This is a genomic window from Kutzneria sp. CA-103260 (genome assembly GCF_018263855.1).
Taxonomy (GTDB): Bacteria; Actinomycetota; Actinomycetes; order Mycobacteriales; family Pseudonocardiaceae; genus Kutzneria.
On the sequence record NZ_CP073318.1, the window covers coordinates 9401456 to 9420146 of the forward strand.

The 18691-nt window shown below is 69.5% G+C and carries 20 protein-coding genes and 1 tRNA gene; 19 read left to right on the plus strand and 2 right to left on the minus strand.

Annotated features, from left to right (window positions below):
• Positions 1-6 precede the first annotated feature (6 nt).
• Positions 7-1248, minus strand: a complete 1242-nt coding sequence (locus tag JJ691_RS41870; protein WP_211764986.1) for a pyridoxal phosphate-dependent aminotransferase — start codon at positions 1246-1248, stop codon at positions 7-9.
• Positions 1249-1420: 172 nt separating this feature from the next.
• Here JJ691_RS41870 and JJ691_RS41875 point away from each other — a divergent pair.
• From JJ691_RS41875 to rplA, 5 genes are all read left to right on the plus strand, one after another.
• Positions 1421-1493 (plus strand) — tRNA-Trp (locus tag JJ691_RS41875).
• Positions 1494-1522: 29 nt separating this feature from the next.
• Positions 1523-1960: a preprotein translocase subunit SecE gene (gene secE, locus JJ691_RS41880; protein WP_211764987.1), complete on the plus strand. Its 438-nt coding sequence runs from the start codon at positions 1523-1525 to the stop codon at positions 1958-1960.
• Positions 1961-2039: 79 nt separating this feature from the next.
• The gene (gene nusG / locus JJ691_RS41885) at positions 2040-2852 is read left to right on the plus strand and encodes a transcription termination/antitermination protein NusG (RefSeq protein ID WP_211764988.1); all 813 of its coding nucleotides are present in this window, start codon (positions 2040-2042) and stop codon (positions 2850-2852) included.
• Positions 2853-2934: 82 nt separating this feature from the next.
• Entirely contained in the window at positions 2935-3369 is a 435-nt protein-coding gene (gene rplK, locus JJ691_RS41890) for a 50S ribosomal protein L11 (RefSeq protein ID WP_211764989.1), read from the plus strand.
• A 69-nt stretch (positions 3370-3438) separates the two neighbouring features.
• Complete coding sequence (gene rplA, locus JJ691_RS41895) at positions 3439-4158, plus strand: 50S ribosomal protein L1 (protein ID WP_211772061.1); 720 nt, start codon at positions 3439-3441, stop codon at positions 4156-4158.
• Positions 4159-4351: 193 nt separating this feature from the next.
• Here rplA and JJ691_RS41900 read toward each other — a convergent pair whose 3' ends face one another.
• On the minus strand, positions 4352-4906 hold the full coding sequence (locus JJ691_RS41900; RefSeq protein WP_211764990.1) for a hypothetical protein: 555 nt from the start codon (positions 4904-4906) through the stop codon (positions 4352-4354).
• 280 nt (positions 4907-5186) lie between these two features.
• Here JJ691_RS41900 and rplJ point away from each other — a divergent pair, with 280 nt between their 5' ends.
• From rplJ to JJ691_RS41970, 14 genes are all read left to right on the plus strand, one after another.
• Entirely contained in the window at positions 5187-5720 is a 534-nt protein-coding gene (gene rplJ / locus JJ691_RS41905; RefSeq protein WP_211764991.1) for a 50S ribosomal protein L10, read from the plus strand.
• 60 nt (positions 5721-5780) lie between these two features.
• Complete coding sequence (rplL, locus tag JJ691_RS41910; protein ID WP_211764992.1) at positions 5781-6170, plus strand: 50S ribosomal protein L7/L12; 390 nt, start codon at positions 5781-5783, stop codon at positions 6168-6170.
• 230 nt (positions 6171-6400) lie between these two features.
• A complete protein-coding gene (locus tag JJ691_RS41915) occupies positions 6401-7627 on the plus strand; it encodes an ABC transporter ATP-binding protein (protein ID WP_211764993.1) in 1227 nt (408 codons plus the stop codon).
• Entirely contained in the window at positions 7624-8412 is a 789-nt protein-coding gene (locus tag JJ691_RS41920; RefSeq protein ID WP_211764994.1) for an MlaE family ABC transporter permease, read from the plus strand. The genes JJ691_RS41915 and JJ691_RS41920 overlap by 4 nt, the downstream gene beginning before the upstream one ends.
• 10 nt (positions 8413-8422) lie before the next feature.
• Positions 8423-9241, plus strand: a complete 819-nt coding sequence (locus JJ691_RS41925) for an ABC transporter permease (RefSeq protein ID WP_211764995.1) — start codon at positions 8423-8425, stop codon at positions 9239-9241.
• Positions 9238-10560, plus strand: a complete 1323-nt coding sequence (locus JJ691_RS41930) for an MCE family protein (RefSeq protein WP_211764996.1) — start codon at positions 9238-9240, stop codon at positions 10558-10560. The genes JJ691_RS41925 and JJ691_RS41930 overlap by 4 nt, the downstream gene beginning before the upstream one ends.
• Positions 10557-11582, plus strand: a complete 1026-nt coding sequence (locus tag JJ691_RS41935) for an MCE family protein (RefSeq protein ID WP_211764997.1) — start codon at positions 10557-10559, stop codon at positions 11580-11582. Before JJ691_RS41930 ends, JJ691_RS41935 begins: the two co-directional genes overlap by 4 nt.
• Positions 11579-12562 carry an MCE family protein gene (locus JJ691_RS41940; RefSeq protein ID WP_211764998.1) on the plus strand — a complete coding sequence of 328 codons (984 nt, stop codon included), beginning with the start codon at positions 11579-11581 and terminating at the stop codon, positions 12560-12562. The genes JJ691_RS41935 and JJ691_RS41940 overlap by 4 nt, the downstream gene beginning before the upstream one ends.
• Positions 12559-13746 carry an MCE family protein gene (locus JJ691_RS41945; protein ID WP_442912532.1) on the plus strand — a complete coding sequence of 396 codons (1188 nt, stop codon included), beginning with the start codon at positions 12559-12561 and terminating at the stop codon, positions 13744-13746. The genes JJ691_RS41940 and JJ691_RS41945 overlap by 4 nt, the downstream gene beginning before the upstream one ends.
• Positions 13743-14918 (plus strand): MCE family protein, encoded by a 1176-nt coding sequence (locus JJ691_RS41950; protein ID WP_211764999.1) that lies wholly within the window; start codon positions 13743-13745, stop codon positions 14916-14918. Before JJ691_RS41945 ends, JJ691_RS41950 begins: the two co-directional genes overlap by 4 nt.
• Positions 14918-16180, plus strand: a complete 1263-nt coding sequence (locus JJ691_RS41955; protein ID WP_211765000.1) for an MCE family protein — start codon at positions 14918-14920, stop codon at positions 16178-16180. Before JJ691_RS41950 ends, JJ691_RS41955 begins: the two co-directional genes overlap by 1 nt.
• Before the next feature lie 48 nt (positions 16181-16228).
• Positions 16229-16765, plus strand: a complete 537-nt coding sequence (locus JJ691_RS41960; RefSeq protein WP_211765001.1) for a hypothetical protein — start codon at positions 16229-16231, stop codon at positions 16763-16765.
• 22 nt (positions 16766-16787) lie between these two features.
• The gene (locus JJ691_RS41965) at positions 16788-17663 is read left to right on the plus strand and encodes a hypothetical protein (protein ID WP_211765002.1); all 876 of its coding nucleotides are present in this window, start codon (positions 16788-16790) and stop codon (positions 17661-17663) included.
• Positions 17664-17797: 134 nt separating this feature from the next.
• Positions 17798-18349, plus strand: coding sequence for a DUF2017 family protein (locus JJ691_RS41970; RefSeq protein WP_184864429.1), 552 nt, complete (start codon positions 17798-17800; stop codon positions 18347-18349).
• Positions 18350-18691 lie beyond the last annotated feature (342 nt).

An 18691-nucleotide genomic window follows, 5' to 3' on the forward strand; every position in this document is an offset into this window, starting at 1 on the left:
AGACGGCTACTTGGCCTCGCGGAGCAGGTCGCCCATCCGGTTGACGCCGGTGACCAGGTCCTCGTCGCCCAGCGCGTAGGACAGCCGGAAGTAGCCGGGGGTGCCGAACGCCTCGCCCGGCACCACGGCCACCTCGGCGTGCTCCAGCACCAGGGCGGCCAGCTCGACGCTGGTCTGCGGACGCTGGCCGCGGATCTCCTTGCCCAGCAGGCCCTTCACCGACGGGTAGCAGTAGAACGCGCCCTTCGGCGTCGGGCACTGCACGCCCGGGATGGCCGACAGCAGCTCGACCATGGTCCGGCGGCGGCGGTCGAACGCGGTGCGCATCGCGTAGACGGCGTCCAGCGAGCCGGACACGGCCTCCAGCGCGGCGCGCTGCGACACGTTGGCCACGTTCGAGGTCAGGTGCGACTGGAGGTTGGCCGCGGCCTTGGTGACGTCGGCCGGGGAGATCATCCAGCCCACCCGCCAGCCGGTCATCGCGTACGTCTTGGCCACGCCGTTGAGCACGACGGTGGTGTCGGCCAGCTCGGGCACCAGCACCGGCAGCGAGTGCGCCTGCGCGCCGTCGTAGACCAGGTGCTCGTAGATCTCGTCGGTGACCACCCAGATGCCGTGCTCCAGCGCCCAGCGGCCGATCGCCTCGGTCTGCTCGCGGTCGTAGACGGCGCCGGTCGGGTTGGACGGCGACACGAACAGCAGCACCTTGGTGCGCGGCGTGCGCGCCGCCTCTAGCTGCTCGACGGTGACCAGGTAGTCGGCCGACTCGTCCGCGGTGACCTGCACCGGAACGCCGCCGGCGAGCGTGATCGCCTCCGGGTAGGTGGTCCAGTACGGCGCCGGCAGCAGGACCTCGTCGCCCGGGTCGAGCAGGGTCGCGAAGGCCTGGTACACGGCCTGCTTGCCGCCGTTGGTGATCAGCACCTGGCTGGCCTGGACCTGGTAGCCGGAGTCACGGGCGGTCTTGGCCGCCACCGCCTCGCGCAGCTCGGGCAGGCCGGCCGCGGGCGTGTAGCGGTGGTTGCGCGGGTCGCGGGCGGCGGCCGCGGCCACCTCCACGATCGCCTCGGGGGTGGGGAAGTCGGGTTCGCCGGCGCCGAATCCGATCACCGGCCGGCCCGCCGCCTTGAGCGCCTTCGCCTTGGCGTCGACCGCGAGGGTGGCCGACTCGGCGATGCCGCCGATGCGGGCGGAGACCCGGCGGCGTTGCGCGGGGCTGTGGACAGGGGGAGCTTCGGGGGCTGCCATGGCCTTCATGGTGGCAGACGCCACCCACCGAATTCGCGTCCGGGGGCCCCGAACACCGCTGTTGACCTGTGCGGTTGCAGTGACCACCCGTTCGTGCCGTAGACTCTGGCGAGCCGGGTCGTGATGAAGCCTGTTCCCACGGAGTCCGTGGGACGGCGGAGGACGGCCTCAAAGGGGTGTAGCTCAATTGGCAGAGCAGCGGTCTCCAAAACCGCAGGTTGCAGGTTCAAGTCCTGTCGCCCCTGCATCGAAGCTTTGGTGAGCGGAGGATGGCGTGAGCGAGGACCGCGAGCAGGAGCCGACGGAGAAGCGCGAGAGCGCCGCCCGCCCGGTCACCGCCGCTGCGCGACGCGAGCGTCGCGCCTCCGCCCGCCAGGTCGCGCCGGAGAGTGGCAGCGACCAGACTGAGTCGGCCAAGGCCGACTCGGCCAAGGTTGTCAGCAGCAACGGCAGGACCACGCAGTCCAAGCGCGAGCAGGGCGTGGAGACGGCGTCGCGTGACCGCAAGGCCAAGCGACCCAACGTCTTCAAGCGCCTGGTCCGCTTCCTCCGCGAGGTCGTCGCCGAACTGCGCAAGGTCATCTGGCCGACGCGCAAGATGCTGGTGACGTACACGATCGTCGTGCTGGTGTTCGTGGCCGTGATGGTGGCGTTGGTCTTCGGTCTGGACTACGCCTTCCTCCAGGGCGTGTCCTTCGTGTTCGGTAAGTAGCCGAGCACAGGGCGCAGGGCCACCGGTCGCCGGCGTGAGCGACCGGACACTGACGCACGAGAGGAAGCGAGACCCAGCTGTGACCTCCGAGAACGGCGCCGCCGCCGACCGGGAGCTGACGGACGCCGACGAGCAGGACCTCGTCGAGGTCGAGTCCGACGCCGACCTGGACGTGGCCGAGGACACTGAGGTCGAGCAGGTCGAGTCCGAGGACGGCGACGACGCCGACGAGGACAGTGCCGCCGAGGACGAGCCGGCCGACGCGGCTGTCGACGAGGACCTGGACCCCGCCGAGGAGATGCGGGCCGCGCTGCGGCACGCCCCCGGCGACTGGTACGTCGTGCACTCGTACGCCGGTTACGAGAACAAGGTCAAGACCAACCTCGAGACGCGCATCCAGACCCTGGACATGGAGGACTTCATCTTCCAGGTCGAGGTGCCGACCGAGGAAGTCACCGAGATCAAGAACGGCCAGCGCAAGCAGGTGCAGCGCAAGGTGCTGCCCGGCTACATCCTGGTCCGGATGGAACTGAACGACTCGTCCTGGAGCGCCGTGCGCAACACCCCCGGGGTCACCGGGTTCGTGGGCGCCACCTCCAAGCCGTCCCCGCTCAGCCTGGACGACGTGCTCAAGTTCCTGCTCCCGCAGGTTGAGCAGGACGCGGCCAAGCAGGAGGGCGGCAAGAAGGCCGCCACCGCCGTGGCCAAGCCGACCGTCGAGGTCGACTTCGAGGTCGGCGAGTCCGTCACCGTCATGGACGGACCGTTCGCGACGCTGCCGGCTACCATCAGCGAGGTCAACGCGGACGGCCAGAAGCTGAAGGTGCTCGTGTCGATCTTCGGTCGCGAGACTCCGGTCGAGCTGTCGTTCACCCAGGTCTCCAAGATCTGACCGGTTCCCGGAAGGGAGCCGCGCAGCCACGCGGTGGCGGGCAGGGCCCCCGCGCGGAACCACACGAAACAGGAAAACCGAAATGCCACCCAAGAAGAAGAAGCTCGCAGCGATCATCAAGCTGCAGATCAAGGCCGGTCTCGCCAACCCGGCGCCGCCCGTCGGCCCGGCGCTCGGCCAGCACGGCGTCAACATCATGGAGTTCTGCAAGGCCTACAACGCCGCGACCGAGTCGCAGCGTGGCACGGTCGTGCCGGTCGAGATCTCCGTGTACGAAGACCGCTCGTTCGACTTCAAGCTCAAGACCCCGCCGGCCGCGAAGCTGCTGCTCAAGGCCGCCGGTGTGGAGAAGGGCAGCGGCGAGCCGCACAAGACCAAGGTCGCCAAGGTCAGCTGGGACCAGGTGCGCGAGATCGCCCAGACCAAGATGGCCGACCTCAACGCGGACGACGTGGACCAGGCGGCGAAGATCATCGCCGGCACCGCCCGCTCCATGGGCATCACGGTCGAAGGCTGACACACACTTTCCGAAGGCGTGGGAGAGCTGGGCGCAGCTCATAACCACTACTGATCCACGAAGGACAGAATCATGCAGCGCAGCAAGGCATACCGCCAGGCCGCCGAGCTGGTGGACCGGGAGCGGCTGTACTCGCCGCTCGAGGCCGCCAACCTGGCGAAGGAGACCTCCAAGGTCAAGCTGGACGCCACCGTCGAGGTTGCGATCCGTCTCGGTGTCGACCCCCGCAAGGCCGACCAGATGGTTCGTGGCACCGTCAACCTGCCCCACGGCACCGGCAAGACCGCGCGGGTGATCGTGTTCGCGACCGGCGACAAGGCCGCTGAGGCCGAGGCCGCCGGTGCGGACGCCGTCGGCAGCGACGACCTGATCGAGCGCATCCAGGGTGGCTGGCTCGATTTCGACGCCGCGATCGCGACGCCCGACCAGATGGCCAAGGTCGGTCGCATCGCCCGCATCCTGGGCCCCCGTGGCCTGATGCCGAACCCCAAGACCGGCACCGTGACCCCGGCCGTCGCCAAGGCGATCACCGAGATCAAGGGCGGCAAGATCAACTTCCGGGTGGACAAGCAGGCCAACCTGCACCTGGTGATCGGCAAGGCCTCGTTCGACACCGACAAGCTGGTGGAGAACTACGCGGCCGCGCTGGACGAGGTGCTGCGGGCCAAGCCGTCCGCCGCCAAGGGCCGGTACCTGAAGAAGGTCACCTTCTCCACCACCATGGGCCCGGGCATCCCGGTCGACCCGAACCGCACCCGCAACCTGCTGACCGACGAGGTCGGTGTCTGATTTGTCGAGCTTCGCTCGACGGTGAGGCCGCTCCTAAGCCGATGCCTTCCCTTGGCTGATTCGACCGCTGGAAAGATGCGCTCGAATCAGCCTGCGGTCCAGGCATCGGCGCGGCCTCACAGCCTGAGTGCGAACCAGCTGAACGACAAGGGCCGCATCCCGCGAGGGGTGCGGCCCTTGTCGTTGGCCGAGTTCAGTTGGTCGGGGCTGGTGGGCAGGGGGTCGGGTCGGGCTTGAGGTCGTCCACGACCCAGCCGTTGGCCGTGTGGCTGAGCACGAACATGCCGAGCGAGTCGCCGCCGCTGACCGACATCGCGCACGAGTTGACGGTCGCCGAGCTGGTGCCCTGCAGGTGCACAGCGGTGGTCGGCACGGTCAGGCCGGCGTACGCCTGCGCGTCGGTGACCTTGGTGTGCGCCTTGTGCACCGCGTCCTCGCAGCTGGACGCGGTGAAGGCGGCCGCGAAGTTCAACTCGCCGTGCGCGCTGAAGAAGGCCGGGCAGACCTTGGCCGGGTCGTCGTTGCCGACCGCCGCGTACACCGAGCTCACCGCGATCGAGGGATTGGCCGCCCCGGCCAGCGGGATGCCCGCGCCGGGAGCGCCGCCGCCACCCGAGCCGCCGCTGCCGCCCGTGCCGGTGTCGGCGGGGGCGAAGATGTTGGACAGGTAGTACTGACCGCCACCGAGCACCGCCAGAACCACGATGCCCGCCGGGAGGTACGCGCGCCGCCGCCGCTCCTTCGCCACCGCCCCAGGCTATCGTTTTGGAGTTCGCGGCACCGGGTTGCTACCCTTGTCGCAGTTCCACCGAAGACCGCTGGTGTCTGGCGTGTCCAGACGAAGGTCCCGCGAGAGCGGGCGGCCCGCGCAGGAGGACGAGGCAGTAGATCCGCGCGGTCGCCGCGCGTCGACTCTTGTACGCCCCGTGCCGCTCTGCGCCGGGGCGTTCTCTTTTGCAGTACCTCCTCCAGCGGTCGCCCGCGACGTGTTCGCGGGTTCCCCGCTACCAAGCAGAGAGGAGGCGACCATGGCGAAGCCAAGCAAGGTCACCGCCGTTGCTGAGATCTCGGAGAAGTTCCGGGCCAGCTCGGCCGCGGTTGTCACCGAGTACCGCGGGCTCACCATGACGCAGCTCACCGTGCTGCGGCGCGCTCTCGGCAAGGGCACCACGTACACCGTCGCGAAGAACACCCTGGTCAAGCGGGCCGCCGAGGACGCTGGCGTCGAGGGTCTCGAGAGCTTGCTGGTCGGCCCGACCGCCATCGCGTTCATCGAGGGCGAGCCGGTCGACGCGGCCAAGGCGCTGCGTGACTTCGCGAAGGACAACAAGGCCCTTGTCGTCAAGGGCGGCTACATGGACGGCAAGCCGCTCTCGGTCGACGAGGTCAGCAAGATCGCTGACCTCGAGAGCCGCGAGGTGCTGCTGGCCAAGCTCGCCGGCGCCATGAAGGGCAACCTGGCCAAGGCCGCCGGCCTGTTCCAGGCGCCTGCCTCGCAGGTCGCCCGGCTGGCCGCCGCCCTGCAGGAGAAGAAGGCAGCCGAGGCTCCGGCCGAGGGCTGACCACAAGCCACATCCCCGCCTGCATGGCGGCCACGTTATTCATGAGGAAGGAACGCCATCATGGCTAAGCTCACCACCGACGAGCTGCTCGACGCCTTCAAGGAGATGACCCTCCTGGAGCTGTCCGCGTTCGTGAAGCAGTTCGAGGAGACCTTCGAGGTCACCGCGGCCGCTCCGGTCGCCGCTGTCGCCGTCGCCGGCCCGGGCGCTGCCCCGGCCGAGGCCGCCGAGGAGCAGGACGAGTTCGACGTCGTGCTGGAGTCGGCCGGCGACAAGAAGATCCAGGTCATCAAGGTCGTCCGCGAGGTCGTCTCGGGCCTGGGCCTGAAGGAGGCCAAGGAGCTGGTCGAGTCCGCTCCGAAGCCGGTCCTGGAGAAGGTCGCCAAGGAGGCTGCCGAGGCCGCCAAGGAGAAGCTCGAGGCCGCTGGCGCCAAGATCACCCTCAAGTGATCTCGTAGCTCCATAGCTGTTCCCCGCAGAGGCGGTCACCCGTTAGGGTGGCCGCCTCTGCTGCATCCGGAGGATAACGGCTCGGCAACGGGTTCCCGTTCGGAGGAAACTCGCCAGTAACCTTCGCCGTCCGTGGTCGTTGCATCAGGGAGACGGCGTCCCACGGCGTCACAGCACGGTGGGGTGCACAATTCGCACTCGGAGTAAACCCGGGTCACGAGGAGGTGCGGATGGGCGTCGAGGTGGTCGTCGACGGGCTGTCGAAGTCCTTCGGCAAGCAGACCATCTGGCGGGACGTCACGCTGACCCTGCCTCCCGGCGAGATCAGCGTCCTGCTCGGTCCGTCGGGCACCGGCAAGTCGGTCTTCCTGAAGTCGCTGGTCGGACTGCTGAAACCGGAACACGGCCGGATCGTCATCACCGGCACTGACATCGTGCGCTGCTCGGAGCACAAGCTCTACGACATCCGGAAGCTGTTCGGTGTGCTGTTCCAGGACGGCGCGCTGTTCGGCTCGATGGACCTGTTCGACAACATCGCCTTCCCGCTGCGCGAGCACACCAAAAAGGGTGAAGCGGAGATCCGGCGCATCGTGCTGGAGAAGATGGAGATGGTCGGCCTCATCGGGGCCGAGAAGAAGCTGCCCGGCGAGATCTCCGGCGGTATGCGCAAGCGGGCGGGCCTGGCCCGGGCGCTGGTGCTGGACCCGGAGATCATCCTGTTCGACGAGCCGGACTCCGGCCTCGACCCGGTCCGGGTGGCCTACCTCAACCAGCTCATCGTCGACCTGAACGCGCAGATCGACGCGACCTTCCTGATCGTCACGCACGACATCGGCACCGCCCGCACCGTGCCGGACAACATCGGCATGCTGTTCCGCCGCGAGCTGGTCATGTTCGGCCCCCGCGAGGTGCTGCTCACCTCGACCGAGCCGGCCGTCGAGCAGTTCCTGCTCGGCCGCCGCGAGGGCCCGATCGGCATGAGCGAGGAGAAGGACGCCGGCCAGGCCGCGGCCGAGCTGGCCGCGCTGCGGGCCGGCGGCACCTCCGGCCCGCTCGGCGGTCCGAAGGGCGGTGGCGGCACCGGCATCGTGCCGCAGCTGGAGCCGACCCCGGGCCTGCCGATCCGCCGGGCCGTGGAGCGCCGCAAGGACCGCGTGATGCAGATCCTGCACACGCTGCCGCCTTCGGCGCAGGACGCGATCGTCAACAGCCTGACCCGCGAGGAACAGCAGCACTACGGCGTGTTCGCCGGCGCCGGGGCCACCCAGGTCCAGCCGCCGGTGCAGACCTCCACGGCGAACACCATGCCGCGGCCCACCCCGTACCCGCGCACCGCTGACCTGCCGCAGACCGAGTGGCAGCCCCAGTCCGGCGCGCTGACCTCCGACGACGCGTCGGCCCCCGCCCCCGAACCGGGGCGCAAGCGGGGCTGGCTGCGCCGGGGCGGTGAGAAGTGACCGCACCAACCGCCAACTTCCCGGGCGCCGGGGCGCTGCGGGAGACCGGCAAGCTGTTCGCGCTCGGGCTGGACACCGTCCGCATGGTGTTCCGCCGTCCGTTCCAGCTGCGTGAGTTCATCCAGCAGTGCTGGTTCATCGCCAGCGTCACCATCCTGCCCACGGCGCTGGTGTCCATCCCGTTCGGCGCGGTGATCGCGCTGCAGCTCGGCTCACTGACCCGGCAGATCGGCGCGCAGTCGTTCACCGGCGCCGCGTCCGTGCTGGCGATCATCCAGCAGGCCAGCCCGATCGTGACGGCGCTGCTGATCGCCGGGGCCGGCGGCTCGGCCATCTGCGCCGACCTCGGTTCCCGCAAGATCCGCGACGAGATCGACGCGATGGAGGTGCTCGGCGTCTCCCCGATCCAGCGGCTGGTGGTGCCGCGGGTGCTCGCCTCGATGCTGATCTCCTTGCTGCTCAACGGAATGGTCAGCGTGGTCGGCGTGCTCGGCGGCTACTTCTTCAACGTGATCCTGCAGGGCGGCACGCCCGGCGCCTACCTGGCCAGCTTCTCCGCGCTGGCCCAGCTGCCGGACCTGTGGATCAGCGAGATCAAGGCGGTCATCTTCGGTTTCCTGGCCGGCATCGTCGCCGCCTACCGCGGGCTGAACCCGGGCAGCGGCCCCAAGGGCGTCGGCGACGCGGTGAACCAGTCCGTGGTCATTACGTTCCTGCTGCTGTTCTTCGTGAACTTCGTGCTCACCACGATCTATCTCCAGCTGGTTCCGGCGAAGGGGATGTGACGTGGCCTCGATGCGCAGGGCGGTCAACCGTCCACTTGAGATACTCGACAACTTCGGCGACCAGTTGGCCTTCTACATCAAGGCTTTGGCCTGGACGCCGCGCACGCTGACCCGCTACCTACGGGAACTGCTGCGGCTGCTGGCCGAGGTGAGCTTCGGCAGCGGCGCGCTCGCGGTCATCGGCGGCACCATCGGCGTCATGGTCGGCCTGTCGGTGTTCACCGGAACCGTTGTCGGCCTTCAGGGTTACGCCGCGCTGAACCAGATCGGCACCTCGGCCTTCGCCGGCTTCGTCTCCGCGTACTTCAACACCCGCGAGATCGCGCCGCTGGTCGCCGGCCTGGCGCTGTCGGCCACCGTCGGCTCCGGTTTCACCGCGCAGCTGGGCGCGATGCGCATCTCCGAGGAGATCGACGCCCTCGAGGTGATGGGCGTGCCCAGCCTGCCGTTCCTGGTCACCACTCGGATCATCGCCGGCTTCATCGCGGTCATCCCGCTGTACGTGATCGGCCTGCTGACCTCGTACGTGGCCGCGCGGACCATCACCGTCGAGGTGTACGGGCAGTCCGCCGGCACCTACGACCACTACTTCAACCTGTTCCTGCCACCGGTCGACGTGCTGTGGTCGTTCGGCAAGGTGCTCGTCTTCAGCGTGGTGATCATTCTGGTGCACTGCTTCTACGGCTACCGGGCCAGTGGCGGCCCGGCCGGCGTCGGGGTGGCGGTCGGCCGCGCGGTGCGGACCGCGATCGTCACCACCAGCCTGCTGGACTTCTTCCTGAGCCTGGCCATCTGGGGCACCACGACGACGGTGAGGATCGCCGGATGAGGGTCGCCAGGCGCAGGCTCATGGGCGTCGCGTTCATCGCGGTCATCGCGTTGATCGTGTGGTTCTGCATCGCCACGTACGCCGGTGCGTTCACCCGTTCGGTCACCGTGCTGCTGCGCACCGACCACATCGGCAACCAGCTGATGACCCAGTCGGATGTGAAGGTGCGCGGGCTGATCGTCGGCGAGGTCTCCTCGATCACGTCCACAGGGGACGGTGCGCAGCTCGCGCTGGCGCTGCAGCCGGACAAGGTGAACCTGATCCCGTCCAACGTCTCGGCACAGCTGCTGCCCAAGACGCTGTTCGGCGAGCGCTACGTGGATCTGGTGCTGCCCAACGATCCCTCGTCGCGGCCGATCGCCGCCGGCGACGTGATCCCGCAGGACCGCAGCAGTTCGGCGATCGAGCTGGAGCGGGTGCTCGACGACCTGATGCCGGTGTTGCAGGCGGTGCAGCCGGAGAAGCTGGCGACCACGCTGACCGCGATCGACCAGGCCCTGTCCGGGCGGGGTCAGCAGCTGGGGCAGACGCTGGTGCAGCTGGATTCCTATCTGGGCCAGCTGAATCCGTCACTGCCCAATTTGGACGCCGACATCAAGAAGCTGGCCTCGCTTTCGGACACGTACACCAAGGCCGCGCCGGACCTGGTCAACGCGCTGTCCGATCTGACCACCACCAGCAAGACCCTGGTCGACCAGAAGCAGAACCTGGCCAACCTGTACTCCTCGGTGACCACGGCCAGCGGCGACCTGACGAACTTCTTGTACGCCAACAAGAACAACCTGATCAACCTGGCCGCCACGGCCAAGCCGACGCTGGACGTGCTGGCCAAGTACGCGCCCGAGTACCAGTGCCTGTTCAAGCAGCTCGCCGGCTTCGTGCCGCGGGTCGACCAGGCCTTCGGCAAGGGCACCAACAACCCGGGCCTGCACATCACGTTGGAGATCACCGCCAACCGCGGCAAGTACGTGCCCAACCAGGACGAGCCGCGCTACTCCGACACCCGCGGCCCGCGCTGCTACGACCTGGTGCCCTCGCCCAACCCGTTCCCGCAGTACCCGCCGGACGGTCCGATCAAGGACGGCTCCAAGCCGCCGACGGCGGCCCGCAGCACCAATGACGGCATCCTGCCGGCCGGCACGGCGACGTCCACCCTCACCCAGTCGGCCGCGCTCGGCCTGCCCAACTCGCCCCAGGAGCTGGACATGCTCTCCCTGCTGCTCGGACCGTCGATGGGGCTGCCCCCCAACGACGTGCCCGGCGCCAGCGGCCTGCTGGTCGGCCCGCTCTACCGGGGGGCGGAGGTGACGCTCAAGTGAGGGGCCTCGCCGGACCGCTGACCAAACTGATCATCTTCATGGTGATCACCGTGCTGGCCACCAGCCTGCTCGCGCTCACCATCGCCAACGTCGACCTGCGCTCGGCCAGCGACTACTCGGCCCGGTTCAGCGACGTCACCTCGCTCAACGTGGGCGACGACGTGCGCATCGCCGGTGTGCGGGTCGGCTCGGTGGAGAGCATCCAGGTGGTCGACCGCCGGCAGGCCCAGGTGTCCTTCTCGATGGACGGGCAGCGCAAGCTGCCGGCCTCGGTGACCGCCACGATCAAGTACCGCAACCTGGTCGGCCAGCGCTACATCGCGCTGGAGCCCGGCGCCGGCGACCCGAACGCGGTGCTGGCCCAGGGCGGCACCATCCCGCTGGACCACACCAAGCCGGCGCTGGACCTGACCGTGCTGTTCAACGGCTTCAAGCCGCTGTTCCAGGCGCTGTCCCCGGACGACGTGAACAAGCTGTCCTACGAGATCATCCAGGTGTTGCAGGGCGAGGGCGGCACCATCGACAGCCTGCTCGTGCACACCGCCTCGCTGACCTCGACCATTGCCGACAAGGACAAGGTGATCGGGCAGGTCATCGACAACCTGAACTCGGTGCTGACCACCGTCAACGCGCACGGCGACCAGCTGTCCACGCTGATCACCCAGCTGCAGCAGCTGGTCAGCGGCTTCGCCGCCGAGCGCAAGCCCATCGGCGACTCGATCAGCGCGCTGGGCGACCTGGCCGACAGCACCGCGGGCCTGCTCCAGCAGGGCCGCGCCCCGCTCAAGGACGACATCGCGCAGCTGGGCACGCTGTCGAAGAACCTGGGCGACAACGACCTGCTCAACCAGTTCCTGCAGACGCTGCCCGGCAAGGTGGAGACGATCACCAGGACCGCCACCTACGGCTCCTGGTTCAACTTCTTCCTGTGCAGCGCCAGCGGGACGGTCGCGGTGCCGCCGATCATCTCCCCGGTGACGCTGCCCGTCGAGCCGGTGACCCAGGCGAGGTGCAAGGCGTGAAGCCGTTCCGTGAGCGCAACCCGATCGTCATCGGCGCGGTCGGCCTGACCGTCATCGCGCTGCTGATGCTGGCCGCCTTCTTCTCCGACGATCTGCCGATCATCGGCGGCGGCACCACCTACTCGGCCGACTTCAGCGAGGCCGCCGGGCTGGCGCCGGGCAACGAGGTGCGCATCGCCGGCGTGAAGGTGGGCAAGGTCTCCTCGGTCGGCCTGGACGGCGACCACGTGAAGGTCGACTTCCGGGTGGACAACGCCTGGATCGGCGACCAGACCACGGCCGCCATCAAGATCAAGACCTTGCTGGGCCAGAAGTACCTGTCGCTGGACCCGCAGGGCGCCAAGGCGCTCGACCCGGGCACCGCCATCCCGCGCAACCACACGCTGGCCCCCTACGACGTGAACGAGGCGTTCAACGGCCTGGCCACCACCGTCGACCAGGTGGACACCAACCAGCTGGCGCAGAGCTTCGAGGTGCTCTCGAAGACCTTCGCCAACACGCCGCAGGACGTGAAGACCGCGCTGGACGGCCTGTCCTCGCTGTCCAAGACGATCTCGTCCCGGGACCAGCAGCTGGCCCAGCTGCTCAACAACACCAACCAGATCAGCAAGACCATCTCCGACCGCGACCAGCAGTTCCAGACCCTGCTCTCGGACGGCAACCTGCTGCTGGGCGAGCTCAGGAGCCGGGAGAGCGCGATCAGCCAGCTGCTCACCGGGACCAAGAGCCTGTCCACCCAGCTGTCCGGCCTGGTCAACGACAACCAGTCGCAGCTGCAGCCGGCGCTGCAGCAGCTGGACAAGGTCACCACGGTGCTGCAACGCAACCAGGCCAACCTCTCCAAGAGCATCGCCGACCTGGCTCCGTTCTACCGGGTGTTCGCCAACACCCTGGGCAGCGGCCGCTGGTTCGACACCTACATCTGCGGCCTGCTGCCGCCGTCCATCGGCCCCGTCAACCCCGAGGGGTGCTCGCCATGATGGCCACCAGGACTCGACTCGGCCTGGCGCAGGCGGTCGCCATCGTGTGCGTGCTGGCTCTGGTCGTCGCGACCGCCGCGTGGTGGCTGCTGTCGGCCACCAACCAGAACAAGATCACCGCGTACTTCTCCGCCGCGGTCGGCCTCTACCCGGGGTCCGACGTGCGGGTGCTCGGCGTGCGGGTCGGCAGCATCGACGCCGTGACGCCGCAGGGGACCACCGTGAAGGTGGACATGTCCGTGGACAAGTCGGTGTCGGTGCCGGCCAACGCGCAGGCGGTCGTGGTCTCGCCCAGCGTGGTCAGCGACCGGTACGTGCAGCTGACCCCGGTCTACACCGGCGGCGCGAAGATGGCCGACAACGCCAGCATTCCCCGTGCGCGCACGGCCACCCCGGTCGAGCTGGACCAGCTGTACCAGAGCCTGGACAAGCTGACCACGACGCTGGGACCCAACGGGGCCAACAAGAACGGGGCGCTGTCGGACCTGCTCAACACGGCCGCGGCCAACCTGGACGGCAACGGGCAGAACATCAACGACACCATCAAGCAGCTCGGGCAGGCCACCCAGACCCTGGCCGGCTCCAAGGACGACCTGTTCGGCACCGTGGACAACCTGCAGAAGTTCGTCACCACGCTGGCCCAGAGCGACCAGCAGGTGCGGACCTTCAACGACCAGCTGTCCCAGGTGTCGGGCTACCTGGCCAGTGAGCGGACCGACCTGGCCGACGCGCTCAGCCAGCTGGCCACCGCGCTCGGCCAGGTGCAGGGCTTCATCAAGGACAACCGGGACGAGATCAAGTCCAATGTGGACAAACTCGCGGACGTGACCAAGGTGCTCGTCGACCAGCGCAACGCCCTGGCCGAGTCGCTCGACGTCGCGCCGCTGGCCCTGGGCAACCTGCAGAACAGCTACAACGCCGCCTCCGGCACGCTGGACACCCGGGCCGACATCAACGAGCTGACCCAGCCGCCGCTGACCATGGTGTGCAACCTGGTCAAGCAGCTGGCCCCGAAGAACATCCCGCCGGCGCTGACCGCCGCGTGCGGGCAGCTGGCCGGCGTGCTCAACCAGACGCTGCCGCTGCCGTCGGTGGCGCAGGTGATCTCCTCGCTGCAACAGGGCAAGCTGCCGCCGCTGCCGGTGCCGCTGCTGGGCCAGACCATCGTCGGGGGTGAGAAATGAGGCGTCGTGTCCCCGCGCTGGCGGTGCTCGCCGTAACCGCCGCGACCGTGCTCGGTGGGTGCAGCGGCGGTGAGTTCGGCGGTGTGTACGACCTGCCGCTGCCCGGCGGCGCCGATCTCGGCAGTCACCCGTACGAGGTGCACGTCGAGTTCAAGGATGTGCTGGACCTGGTGCCGCAGGCCGGCGTGAAGGTCAACGACGTGGCCATCGGCAAGGTGGCCAAGGTCGGCCTGGGCCCGGACGGCTGGACCGCCGACGTGACCGTCGAGGTCAACGGCGACGTGAAGCTGCCGGCCAACGCCTCCGCCCAGCTGCGCCAGTCCAGCCTGCTCGGCGAGAAGTACGTGGAGCTGGTCGCGCCGTCCAACCCCAACGGGCAGCTGGCCAACGGGGCGACCATCCCGCTGGACCGCACCAACCGCAACCCCGAGGTCGAAGAGGTGTTCGGGGCGCTGTCGCTGCTGCTCAACGGCGGTGGCGTCGGCCAGCTCCAGGACATCTCCAAGGAGCTCAACAGCGCGCTGTCCGGCAACGAGCCGCAGATCCGCCAGCTGCTGACCAACGTCAACACGCTGGTGTCCAACCTGGACGCGCACCGCAACGACATCACCTCCGCGCTGGACGGTCTCAACCGCCTGTCCGGCACGCTGAACACCCAGCGCGACGAGCTGGCCGGGGCGATCGACAACCTCGGCCCGGGCCTGGCCGTGCTGACCCAGCAGCGCGACCAGCTGGTGACCATGCTGAACTCGCTGAGCACGCTGTCCGGCGTGGCCGTGGACACCGTGAACAAGAGCCAGGCCGACCTGATCGCCGACCTCAAGGACCTGCAGCCCACGCTGACCCAGCTGGCCGCGACCGGGCAGAACCTGCCCAAGTCGCTGCAGCTGCTGCTGACCTTCCCGTTCCCGGACTCGACGGTGGCCGGCGTGAAGGGCGACTACACCAACCTGTACGCCGACCTGGACCTCAACCTCGGCGACGTGGTGTCCAACCTGGGCCGGTCCCGGCAGAGCATCCTGCCCACCATTCCCGGCCTGACCGGCGGGTCCGGCAACGGCGTGCCGCTGCCGCTGCCGACGCTGCCCGGCGGCTCCTCGTCCGGTTCCGGCACCAACTCCGGCGGCCTCGGCGGGCTGCTCGGCGGACTCCTGGGCGGGGGTGGGCACTGATGCTGACCCGCAGGGTTCGACTGCAGATCATCGCGTTCGTGGTGATCGCCCTGGTCGGCGTGAGCTACGCCGGCTTCCGCTACGCCGGCCTGGACCGGATGTTCGGCCCCCGTGGCTACGCGATCAACGTGGCCCTGGCCGACTCCGGCGGCATCTTCACCGGCGCCGAGGTGACCTACCGCGGCGTGACGGTCGGCCGGGTCGGGCCGCTCACGCTGACCAAGGACGGTGTCCGGGTCGAGCTGGACATCGACTCCAACGACACCCAGATCCCGGCCGACTCCCAGGCCGTGGTGGCCGACCGGTCCGCGGTCGGCGAGCAGTACATGGACCTGCGGCCCAGCAAGGACAGCGGCCCGTACCTGGCCGCCGGCGCGACCATCCCGCAGGCCCGCACCGCCACCCCGCCGCCGGTGCAGGGGCTGCTGACCAACCTGGACGACCTGGCCGGTTCGGTGCCGACGCAGTCGCTGCAGACCGTCGTCGACGAGCTGGACACGGCCTTCCAGGGCACGGGCCCGAACCTGCAGACGTTGCTCGACACCACCAGCAGCTTCACCCAGGCCGCGGCCCAGAACCTGCCGCAGACCACGAAGCTGCTGGCCGACGGCAACACCGTGCTGCAGACCCAGCTGGACAAGTCCTCGGACATCCTGTCGTTCAGCCACAGCCTGGCCCAGCTCGCGGCCCAGCTGAAGAGCTCGGACGGCGACCTGCGCAAGCTGATCGCCAACGCGCCGCCGGCCGCCGACCAGATCGACGGCGTGCTCCGCGACAGCGGCGTGTCGCTGGGCAACCTGACCGCCAACCTGCTGACCACCTCGCAGATCCTGCTGCCCCGCAAGGACGGCCTGGAGCAGATCCTGGTCACCTACCCGGCGGTGATCGGCGGCTCGTACACGGTGATCCCCGGCGACGGCACGGCCCACTTCGGCCTGGCGGTGAACCTGTTCGACCCGCCGCCGTGCACCAAGGGCTACGAGGGCACGCAGAAGCGGGCCGGCGACGTGACCACCCCGGTCACGCCGAACACGAAGGCGTACTGTGCCGAGCCGACGGGCAGCCCGATCGACGTGCGCGGCGCGCAGAACGCCCCGTACGGCGGCAAGCCGGCGACGCCGGCCGCCGGCACCGGCGGCAGCGGGCAGGGCCAGCAGTCGGCGGTCCCGGGCCTGGCCCCGCTCGCGGGGCTGCTGCCCGGCCTGGGCAGCGCGAACCTGGGGCCGGCGGGCTTGGCCCAGCTGCTCGGGCTGCCGAGCTGACCGACCGACGTGGGCCTACCCTGACCGAGAAGCCGAACCTGGAGAGGCATGGCGAACCAGCAGACAACCGGAACGAGCCGATGGCAGGGCGCGCTGTCCGCGGTGGCGGCGGTGCTGCTGCTCGCGGCGCTGATCTTCTGCGGGGTGTCGCTGGTGGGCTGGCTCGGCGCGTCGGGCGACGAGTCGGTGCAGTTCGCCGGCACCCGGGACGACGTGCTGCGGGTCGGCAAGCAGGAGCTGATCAACTTCTACACCCTGGACTACAAGAACCCGGACGCGTCGTTCGACCGGCTCGTGCAGTCCTCGACGGGTGACCTGGCCACCGCGATCAAGCAGGGTGAGGCCACCTGGAAGAAGCAGCTGACCGACCAGAAATCCAGCTCGACCGCGAAGGTCCTGGACGCCGCGGTGACCGAGCTGGACGACCGCGCCGGCACCGCCACGGTGGTGGCCATCGTCGAGGTCGACGTCACGCCCGACAACGGCAAGCCGGCCAACCGGCTGCCCATGCAGATCCAGCTGTCCAGGACCGACCAGGGCTGGAAGCTCAGCCAGGCCGGCTCCATCGTCCTGGGCTCGCAGTAGCCGGCCGCGGAAGGACCAGCAGGTGCCACCTCCCCGTCGTAACGCCAACGCCCAGCAGCCGGTCCGCCGGCCCCGGGTCGCCGGCCTGCGCCGGCCGCCGGCCCCCACCACGCCGCCGTCCGAGCAGGAGCGGGTGTCCGGCCAGTTGCCGGTGACGGCCGACCCGGTCGACAGCCGCCCGCTCGGCACCGAACCCGCCGCGGCCGACGACGGCGTCGAGACCGAGGTCGTCGCGCCCGAGGTGATCGGTGCCGAGCCGACCCGGCGCGAGTTCGCGAAGGTGTTCCCGGATCCCGAGCCCGAGGCCGAACCGGAGCAGGAGCCGACCAAGCGGCGTCGGCCGCTCGGCGAGCGGCTGGCCCCGGCCGGCCGGGCGCTGGCCCGGCTGCGGCCCCGGACCATTCTTGGCCCGATCGTGATGATCCTGGTCGCCGCGGTGCTGACGGCGGCTGGCTTCCTGTTCCGCGGCCAGGCCGGCCTGGTGCTCGACGGCGGGTCGGCGGCCAACACCGCGCTGACCGACACCGGGGCCACCACGGACGTGATCACCCAGGTCACCCGGGACATGGAGACGGTGTCCTCGTACAAGTACACCGACCTGGCCGGGGCCCAGAAGGCCGGCCAGGCGGTGAGCACCGGCGGCTTCCTCGGCGACTACAACAAACTGTTCGAGCAGGTGAAGTCCCAGGCCCCGGCCCAGAAGGCGGTGGTGACCGGCCAGGTCGCCAAGATCGGCGTCCGGCAGCTGCAGGGTGACAACGCCGAGCTGCTGGTGTTCCTGACCCAGACCACGACACGCGCGGACAACAACCAGTCCAACTCGGTCGGCCTGGTCTACACGGTCGACGCCACCCGGTCGGGTGGAAAATGGCTGATCAGCAAGCTCACGCCAAGGTGACGGGGCGGGTGGCGTGTTCGCAAATGCCACGAGTACGGCCGGCGGGTCGCCATTACTCCTCCCTTTCACACCCGCACACTCGGTGAGCTGGTAAATATTGATCAACCGTTCGGGTGGCTGGGGAGGTCGGGTCCGTGATCAAGTGGCATCGGGATGACGGCGTCGTGGTCGGCACCCTGGAGCCCGAGCGCGTGGCTTGGCTGCGCAGCAGGCTGGCGGAGTTCCACGCGCTGCTCGACTGGCGGCTGAGCCAGTACACGACGGACTACCCGCTCGGCGAGGTGCTCGGCATCGCGCTGCCCACCGAGCCGACCGATCACCCGCCGCTGCAGGCCGTGCTGCGCATGCACGTGCCGGACAGCGAGCCGGCCGAGGTCCGCCTGTGGTGGGAGCCGGAGCTGATCGGCGGGCTGCGCGCCGCGGTGGCCGACGCCTGGCGCAACCTGCCGACCGAGGGCGGCGTGGTGCGGCTGGCCGACGACCCGCAGCGGCTGCGGGCCTGGACCCGGGTGTTGCTCAGCCTGCGCATCGCCTACCTGGCCACCTGGGTGCCCGAGGCGCTGTCCGCGCCACTGCCCGAGGACGCCCCCGCCGACCAGCGCCGCCGGTACGACCGGGCCTGCTGGCTGCGCGCGGTGGTGGACACGCTCGGCGAGTTCACCGGACTGGGCGCGTCCAGGGGCTGACCGAGCGGCAGCGGAGGCCGCCGCGGCGTCGCGCCCGCAGGCCCGGCCAGCAGCAGCTCACGCTCGTGCTCGGGCATGGCCCGCAGGTCGGCGAGATCGGCGAGCTTGAGCGCGCTGCACCCGTTGCCGTACGCCCGCGCGAGCCCGAGCAGGTACTGCAGGCTGGGCCGGCCGCGGGAGGCGGGCCAGTTCTCGCACTCGCTGACCCGCTCGGCGCTGACCGCCCGGCCGGGATTGGCCCGGTTGTACCGGTGCGCGAGCTGCACCTGCGTCCAGCCGAGCGCGTACCGCCAGGCCAGCCGGGGCCGGGCGCCGAAGCGCTGGGCCATCTCGGTGGCGATC

Coding starts and splice junctions, on each gene's coding strand:
- JJ691_RS41870 (WP_211764986.1), bottom strand. CDS start 1,248: ATGGCAGCCCCCGAAGCTCCCCCTGTCCACAGCCCCGCGCAACGCCGC.
- rplK (WP_211764989.1), top strand. CDS start 2,935: ATGCCACCCAAGAAGAAGAAGCTCGCAGCGATCATCAAGCTGCAGATC.
- rplJ (WP_211764991.1), top strand. CDS start 5,187: ATGGCGAAGCCAAGCAAGGTCACCGCCGTTGCTGAGATCTCGGAGAAG.
- rplL (WP_211764992.1), top strand. CDS start 5,781: ATGGCTAAGCTCACCACCGACGAGCTGCTCGACGCCTTCAAGGAGATG.
- JJ691_RS41915 (WP_211764993.1), top strand. CDS start 6,401: ATGGGCGTCGAGGTGGTCGTCGACGGGCTGTCGAAGTCCTTCGGCAAG.
- JJ691_RS41925 (WP_211764995.1), top strand. CDS start 8,423: ATGCGCAGGGCGGTCAACCGTCCACTTGAGATACTCGACAACTTCGGC.
- JJ691_RS41930 (WP_211764996.1), top strand. CDS start 9,238: ATGAGGGTCGCCAGGCGCAGGCTCATGGGCGTCGCGTTCATCGCGGTC.
- JJ691_RS41945 (WP_442912532.1), top strand. CDS start 12,559: ATGATGGCCACCAGGACTCGACTCGGCCTGGCGCAGGCGGTCGCCATC.
- JJ691_RS41950 (WP_211764999.1), top strand. CDS start 13,743: ATGAGGCGTCGTGTCCCCGCGCTGGCGGTGCTCGCCGTAACCGCCGCG.
- JJ691_RS41955 (WP_211765000.1), top strand. CDS start 14,918: ATGCTGACCCGCAGGGTTCGACTGCAGATCATCGCGTTCGTGGTGATC.
- JJ691_RS41960 (WP_211765001.1), top strand. CDS start 16,229: ATGGCGAACCAGCAGACAACCGGAACGAGCCGATGGCAGGGCGCGCTG.